Here is a 4,163-nt window from a genome sequence, read left to right as displayed (position 1 = left end):
GACGCCGAGCGCTACACCAGGGAGCTGGCGCACGAGGCGAGGCTGCACCGCGAGGCGATCCTGTCGGACGCCAAGGGCCGCGCTGAGCAGATGCTCCACGGTCACGCCCGGCGCGAACGGGACCCGCTCGGGGAGGGCGGCCGAGTCGCGGCGCGTGTACACGGTGACGAGGTGCCCCTGCGCGGCGAGTTCGGCGGCCAGTTCCGCGACGAACACGTTCTGCCCGCCGCCGTCCGCCCCGCCCAGCCCCTTCCCGGCGGAGCCGCGCCCGGCGGCGAGGGGGCTGGCGTGCTCGGAGATCATGGCTATCTTCATCGCGTTACCTCCTGGAGAGTTCGCCGCCAGTCGCGCAGGAACCGCGCGAGCCCGTACCGGTCGACGGCGTGGGCCCGCGCCTCCTTCCCCATCTGGCGGGCACGCGGCGGGTCGGCGGCCAGGGTCCGCGCGGCGTCGGCCAGGGCGGCGACCCGCGTGGACAGCACCCCGGCCTCCGGCGGCACCGCCTCGACCGCCTCGGTGGTGGCGAGCGCCACCACCGGCAGGCCGAGCATCATGGCCTCGATCAGCGCGAGGCCGAGCGAGGTCCACCGGTAGGGGTGGACGTAGACGCGGCGGCGGGCGAGCTCCTCGTGCATCCTCGCCTGCGGCAGGTCCTCGAAGGTCCACAGCGACTCGTGCGGGATGCCGAGCTCGCCGGGCGCGCCGGAGACGTTCATCCCGAACAGGTCCACGGGGACGGCGGCGGCCAGTACCGCCAGCAGGTCGGCGCCGGCGACGCGGCCGCGGCGCAGCGGGTCGTTGATGACGACGCCCGCGCGCGGCAGTTCCGCGGTGTAGCGGTAGCCGGGGTCGACGACGCCGTGCTCGATGACGGTGGTCGGGGCGCGGCCGCAGTTCCAGAACAGCTGGTTGAAGTGGGTGACGTGCACGACGGGGATGTCGGAGCGGTCGTGCAGGAAGTGGCGGCTGTCGGGGACGACCTCCTCCGGCATGCCCACGTCGGACGGGGTCCGGCGCGGCGTGTCGTGCTCGACGTAGACGGCGGGGACGTCGCGTCCCGGGCGGCGTCCGAGCCACTCCTCGGCGAGCCGCAGTTCGTGGGGCCGCTGCAGGACGACGGCGTCGACGTCCTCGTCGCGGAGCCGTTCCGGCGGCACCTCGACCGCGCGGTCGGGCCAGTGGAAGGTGTCGGGGCGGCCTCTGCCGTCGGGGCCCCGGTCGGGGGTGACGGGGACGAGCGTGGTCTGCGGGCCGTGGACGAACGACGTCGCCCACGATCCGTGCACGTGCCACATCAGCACTCTCATCGGGCGGCCGCCTCCTCGTCCGCCGCGGCGATCTCGTCGGACGCCACGATCTCCACGGCGGCGGCGACCTCGTCGGGGCCGACCGACGACAGGCAGGGGTGGCCCTCCACGGGGCAGTCCCGGGCGCGGCTGTCCTTGCAGGGGGCGCCCTGGTCGCCGAGCAGCGCCAGCGGAACCCCGAAGGGCGCCCACCGGGCGGCGGGGACGGTCGGCGCGAACAGCGACACGACCGGAGTCCCGACGGCCGCCGCCAGATGCGCGGGGCCGGTGTTGCCGGCGACGACGGCGCAGGCGCCGCGCAGCACCGCCGCCAGCTCGGGCAGGCCGGTGCGCCCGCCGAGGTCGAGGCCGTCCTCCCCGGCGACCAGCGCCGTCAGGTCCTTCTCGTCCTTGTGGCCGGTCACGACGACGCGGCGGCCGGCCGCGACGAGCAGCCGCACCGCCTCGGCGCAGTGCCCGGGCGGCCAGGCGCGCGCGGGGACCGACGTCCCGGGGTGCACGACCACGTAGCCGGGCCCGCCGGTGAGGTGGTCGATCTCGGGCAGCGGGCCGCGGACCCGCAGCCGGGTGTCGGCGGGGGCGGGGAACCCGGCGTCCTCCACCAGGGCGAGCATGCGCAGTGGTTCGGGCATGTCGGTGTCGGGGCGGTGCCGCAGGTCCAGCAGCGATCCCGGGTAGTCCTCGCTGATGCCGCCGATCCAGGGCGTCCCGGCGAGCCGCAGCAGCAGCGCGAGCGGCAGCGGCGACTGGTGGAACGAGGTGAGGATCAGCGCCCGGTCGAACCCCCGGAGCGCCCGGACGATCCGGTCGACGTCGGCCTGCTCGACGGGGACGTGGTCCGGGTCGATCCAGGGGGCGCGCCACTCGATGACCCGGTCGACGCCGGGCAGCATGTCGGCCGCGGCGCGCCCGCGCGGCCCGCACAGCAGCACGAGCTCGTCGGCGCGCTCGGCGACGGCCCGCACGGCGGGCCCGGCGAGCAGGACGTCGCCGATGTTGTCCTGGCGTGCGACGAGCACTCTCATCGGCGCCGCCTTCCGCCGAGGACCAGGTCGACGGCGGCGTCCAGCGTCGGCGCCGTCTCCGGCGCCCGCGCGATCTCCGTGCGCAGGGTCCGGCCGGTCGGGACGAGGATGCCGCGCGCCCCGGCCGCCGCGGCGGCCTCGACGTCGCCGCCGATGTCGCCGATGACCGCGCAGGCGGACGGCGGCACCCCGAGCCGCTCGGCCGCGCGCTCCACGAGCCCCGGGCGCGGCTTGCGGCACCCGCAGCCGTCGCCGCCGTCGTGCGGGCAGAACTCCCACACGTCGATGCGGCCGAGCAGCTCCTCGACGCGGGCGTTGACGCGCCGCACGTCCCCGGCGGTGATGCGGCCCCTGGCGATCCCGGACTGGTTGGACACGACGCCGATGCGCACGCCGTGGCGCCGCAGCCGGTCCAGGGCGCGGCGGGCGCCCGGCATCGGCTCGACCCGCGCCGGGTCCCCGTTGTAGGGGACGTCCCGGATCAGGGTGTCGTCGCGGTCGAACAGCACGGCCCGCGTCCCGCCCCACGCCCGCGCCCGCCGGTGGACGACCAGGCCCCGCACGCGGTGCCAGACCGCCGCGGGCGGGATGGCGACGCTGGTGACCAGCATCCTCGTCACCTCGTCCGGCGTCCGGGGACCCGGCCGTATCCGCTCGTGGGCGAATCTCGCGGTGAGCGCCGCCCAGGTCCCCGCGGCGGTGAGCGCGACGGCCGCGCCGCGGCGGCCGCGCGCCGCCGCGGGAAGGGCGGCGACGGCGAGCAGGCCCGCCGCGGTGGTGAGCACGTGGCGGCGGAGCAGGCCGCGGCCCTCGCCCGCGCGGCGGCGCCAGGACGGGCCGTGCACGCGCCACATGAGGACGTCGTCGGCGTTGCCGGCCTGCGCCCGCACCGACGCCCAGAATCCGGCCGGACGGACCGGATGCGTCAGCCGCCGCTCCCCGAGGACGAGGCCGTGCCCGGCGTCCATGGCGCGCAGCGCCAGGTCCGCGTCCTCGCGGTAGGCGCGGCGGAAGCGCTCGTCGAAGCCGCCCAGCTCGGCCAGCAGGCCGCGGCGGTAGGCCATGTCGGCGGTGATCCAGTCGGCGTCCGCGAGCCCGGCGGTGTTCCGCTCCCAGTCCGTCGGGGCCCGGCCGTCCTGCGGCGGCGGGACGGAGACGCGGCCCTGCGAGCCGCCGGCCTCCGGCGGCAGGGCGGCGAGGTCGGCCGCCAGCCGGGCGGGCCACTTGGCCTCGGGGACGACGTCGTCGTCGAGGAAGGCGATCCACTCGGTCGTGGCGGCGCGCCAGCCCGCGTTGCGCGCGGCGGCGGGTCCGCGGCCCCCGGAGCGGATCACCCGGATCCGCTGCCCGGCCGGCGGCGGCAGCGGCAGCGGCGCGCCGGGCGCCGGGCGGTCGTCCACGACGATGATCTCGTGCGGCGCGAGGCCCGCGCCGTCGCGCAGGGCGGTCAGCAGCGCGTGCAGCGTGACGCGCAGGCTCGGCCTGCCGATCGTGGGAATGACGACGGTGCAGCTCATCGGGCGTGCACCTCCCTGCGGCGCACCGTGAACGGGCCGATGGCGAGCAGGTCGACCGGCGCCGAGCCGAAGCACTCCAGCGCGTCGCGCGGGTCGTCCACCATGGGGCGGCCGGCGGTGTTCAGGCTGGTGTTGACCAGGACCGGCAGCCCGGTGCGGCGGCCGAACTCCTCCAGCAGGCGCGCCACGAGCGGCTCGTCGGCGGCGTCGACCGTCTGGGCGCGGGCGGTGCCGTCCACGTGCACGACGGCGGGGATCCGCTCGCGCCACTCGGGGCGCCGGCGTGACCGGCCGCTTCTTCTTCTGCGGACGCT

5 protein-coding genes are annotated in these 4,163 nt (G+C 77.2%); all 5 read right to left on the bottom strand.

All coding sequences use genetic code 11. From position 1 onward, the window contains the following. Window positions 1–315 (bottom strand): glycosyltransferase (locus AB0C69_RS38960; RefSeq protein WP_360361144.1); only part of this gene is annotated, 315 nt, incomplete at its 3' end. Further along, window positions 312–1,307: a glycosyltransferase gene (locus AB0C69_RS38955; protein WP_353835831.1), complete on the bottom strand. Its 996-nt coding sequence runs from the start codon at window positions 1,305–1,307 to the stop codon at window positions 312–314. The genes AB0C69_RS38960 and AB0C69_RS38955, both read right to left, overlap by 4 nt. Continuing rightward, the gene (locus tag AB0C69_RS38950; RefSeq protein ID WP_360361140.1) at window positions 1,304–2,332 is read right to left on the bottom strand and encodes a glycosyltransferase family 9 protein; all 1,029 of its coding nucleotides are present in this window, start codon (window positions 2,330–2,332) and stop codon (window positions 1,304–1,306) included. Before AB0C69_RS38950 ends, AB0C69_RS38955 begins: the two co-directional genes overlap by 4 nt. Beyond that, window positions 2,329–3,849 carry an HAD-IIIA family hydrolase gene (locus AB0C69_RS38945; RefSeq protein ID WP_360361137.1) on the bottom strand — a complete coding sequence of 507 codons (1,521 nt, stop codon included), beginning with the start codon at window positions 3,847–3,849 and terminating at the stop codon, window positions 2,329–2,331. Before AB0C69_RS38945 ends, AB0C69_RS38950 begins: the two co-directional genes overlap by 4 nt. Continuing rightward, on the bottom strand, window positions 3,846–4,163 hold a 318-nt coding region (locus tag AB0C69_RS38940), incomplete at its 5' end, for a carbamoyltransferase C-terminal domain-containing protein (RefSeq protein ID WP_360361134.1). The genes AB0C69_RS38940 and AB0C69_RS38945, both read right to left, overlap by 4 nt.

The organism is Actinomadura sp. NPDC048032, assembly GCF_040653175.1.
GTDB lineage: Bacteria > Actinomycetota > Actinomycetes > Streptosporangiales > Streptosporangiaceae > Spirillospora > Spirillospora verrucosospora.
The sequence above is the reverse complement of the archived record's forward strand: the minus strand, read 5'-3'. Positions and strand labels throughout refer to the sequence as shown.

What these genes read in the sequence shown, in the direction of transcription:
- AB0C69_RS38955 (WP_353835831.1), bottom strand. Translation starts at nt 1,307, where the DNA reads ATGAGAGTGCTGATGTGGCACGTGCACGGATCGTGGGCGACGTCGTTC.
- AB0C69_RS38950 (WP_360361140.1), bottom strand. Translation starts at nt 2,332, where the DNA reads ATGAGAGTGCTCGTCGCACGCCAGGACAACATCGGCGACGTCCTGCTC.
- AB0C69_RS38945 (WP_360361137.1), bottom strand. Translation starts at nt 3,849, where the DNA reads ATGAGCTGCACCGTCGTCATTCCCACGATCGGCAGGCCGAGCCTGCGC.